Origin of the sequence: Alteromonas sp. MmMcT2-2, from assembly GCF_022348305.1 — a bacterium.
GTDB lineage: Bacteria > Pseudomonadota > Gammaproteobacteria > Enterobacterales > Alteromonadaceae > Alteromonas > Alteromonas macleodii.
Genome location: NZ_JAKRFA010000107.1, coordinates 1 through 1,777 on the forward strand (window position 1 = coordinate 1; position 1,777 = coordinate 1,777).

Genomic DNA, 1,777 nt, shown 5'->3' on the forward strand with positions numbered 1-1,777 from the left:
GCCGAGCGTTCATTACGAAGCTATGTGCTGTGGCGAAAAGGCAGCTATGGCGTGTGGTCACATCGGGGCGAACTGTTCAGACAACGTATACTCACCATCGTAGAAACCTGCCGAAAACAAAAGTTGAATCCTCTGAAGTGGATCCGGGCAATACTTGCTGCGACGCTGAATAAAACCACTTATCCTCTGCTCAACGACTTTAAAGCTGCCTGTCAATAGGGCCCTGGTGAACGGTTACGATATCCAAGACCTACCATGAAAAGCGGAACAGCGGGAGATATCGCTAGTTATTCTCTGTAAGCATCTGTTAGACAGGCATAAATTCGTCCATCATCTTTTTTTAGTAGCCTTTGTGGGTTACACTACGCAAGTGCGTGCCGCGTTAGCACATATTAATTTGTTTTTTATATACTGAATTCTTAATTTTCCAAACTTTACTGAATCCAGCGGCTGGGTAAGACGGGAAAAACATGGGGTCAGTGTTTGCGCAATTCGATTAAAAAAAAACCGTTTGACAATTTCAACCTGAAAACAATAAGAAAAGAAGCGTCATTAGTCTGTGACGTCTATAACCAACTATCCCCCATAAAACTTAGAGAAAAAGATCTGTTAAATTCTTTTGCCAAAAGTTTTGGTTACAAAACCTGGGATCAGATCGTCTCCGTCAATAAATCGAGACGATATTATTTGCCTTTCTCTTTTCACATCAGATGGCATGTTGTTGCTATTATTAAGGACTTAATGCAGGAACTTCCGAAGCATGTAGAACAAAATGCCTTCATAATAGCGGTGTCTTTGAAAGAACTATCAGTAACAAGTGTGAAAAATATATTTCAATTTGATATTACGTGCCCAATTGACGGAAAAACTACACTTTATTGGTTTACTGATAACTTAAATAGTCCTTTAAAATATCTCGCTGAATCGCCGAAAGCAGCAATACTCCGAAGAGAAGGTATATTTTTCAAATATTTTAAAACTCTATGGCCAGAGCTTTCGGCCTGGTTGCAACGTAAGTTCGACCTACAGAATAATTACGTTCTAATGTTCGGCGAGGCCATTTGGTGGAGATATTGTGATCACCTATCTGCAAATTTTTTGCAAGATGATATCGGCCACTGGGAAATAGACTTTGTAAACAAAGATATAAAGCGGACCTGTTATCACCCAATTAGTGTTCCAAGCAAAGGGAGTTCGTACGCAGAGTCGCTACAATTTGATGAGTACGGTCTGTTTGATCTTGAGCCTCCTCCGCTTGACGAAAGGTTATCTCTAGAACAGGATTTAATGCGATGCTTATATCATTGGAAGTCACTTCCGCATGTCTCTGATATAAGGATTACGTTTAGTGGGAAGTACGAATATGAGTTAGAGCCTCCCTTAAGAACTTTGCTATGCGATTTTCTCGCCCATCACAACCAAGAAGTAGAAGCAAAAAGAAAACAGCTAACTAAGCTAGACTTAACTGGTACTTACTCGAGTTTCGAAGAAAGGGTAGTTAGACATGAAGGGAAAACAAAGGTTTACAATGAACCATGGATAGAAAAAAGTGAGCTCGAAAAGATCAAAAAGATAAACGAATTGATTCACTCGGAGCTTATCAATCAAAGTATGCTACAGCCAAGAACCGTGATAGACGCGATAGATAATTATAAGAGAGCTTTTTATCGGTTTTAGTGTAAGCGATCAATATAGGCCGTCTTCCCCAGATTTAGCTACTCCGTAAAATAGCCTCCGTAGATTTTACTAACGGAGACTTTACTGATGGCAACAAAAA

The 1,777-nt window shown here is 39.9% G+C and carries 1 protein-coding gene and 1 pseudogene; both read left to right on the forward strand.

Going from position 1 to position 1,777, the window contains the following annotated elements; translation table 11 throughout:
• A pseudogene (locus MHM99_RS21020) lies at positions 1 to 219 on the forward strand (IS66 family transposase); the annotation flags it as partial.
• A gap of 264 nt (positions 220 to 483) precedes the next feature.
• On the forward strand, positions 484 to 1,677 hold the full coding sequence (locus MHM99_RS21025; RefSeq protein ID WP_202942892.1) for a hypothetical protein: 1,194 nt from the start codon (positions 484 to 486) through the stop codon (positions 1,675 to 1,677).
• Positions 1,678 to 1,777: the final 100 nt, after the last annotated feature.